The organism is Tenacibaculum sp. AWR4_210 (genome assembly GCF_056160945.1).
The window spans coordinates 1-779 of sequence record NZ_JBSWYF010000037.1 but is presented as its reverse complement, the minus strand read 5'-3'; the positions used below and the strand labels follow the sequence as shown (position 1 = coordinate 779).

Sequence of the window (779 nt, the reverse complement as noted above, 5' to 3'; positions counted from 1 at the left end):
ACCGAACCCACGGTCACCGATGCCAATATCGTGCTGCAGGTGCTCAACCCCACCCACCTTCTCGACGGGCGCATGGACGTGCGCCGCGATCTCGCCGTCGAGGCGCTTGGCCGGATGGCCGATCAGCTGGGCACGGACACTATGGATGTGGCGCAGGGCATCATCTCGGTGGTCACCGCCAATATGGCCAAGGCGATCCGGGTGATCTCGGTGCAGCGCGGTCACGATCCGCGCGGCTATGCCCTGATGGCCTTCGGCGGTGCCGGTCCGCTGCATGCGGTGCGGCTGGCGCAGGAACTGGGCATGGCGCGCGTCATCATCCCGCGCACGCCGGGCACGCTCTGCGCCATGGGCCTGCTGCTGACCGATCTGCGCGCCGATTTCTCCTCTACCCGCATCCTGCCGCTCGAGGAGAGCAGCCTCGCCCCGATCGCCGAGGCACTGCGCGAGGTCGAGGAGGAAACCGGCGCATGGTTTGAAAAAGAGGCCATCGCAGAGGGCAAGCGTCGCAGCACGCGCCGCATCGACATGCGCTATGAGGGCCAGAACTACGAACTGTCGATCCCGGTGCCGGACGGCCCGCTCGACGCGGCGGCGCTCAAGCTGCTCGAAGAGCGGTTCACTGAGGCGCATACACGGCTCTACGGCTTTGCCGTCGAGGGCGAACGTATCCTCTGTGTCACCTTCCGCGCCGAGGCGCTGGGGCTGGTGCAGAAAGCCGCCCTGCCCGAACGCCCGCTTGGGGCCGCAGATGTCTCGGGCGCGATCACCGGCAGCCG

General features: G+C 67.8%; 1 protein-coding gene. It reads left to right on the top strand.

From position 1 onward, the window contains the following. Positions 1 to 779, top strand: a 779-nt coding sequence (locus ACXAG7_RS19900; protein ID WP_476667917.1) for a hydantoinase/oxoprolinase family protein, incomplete at both ends; no start/stop codon positions are given.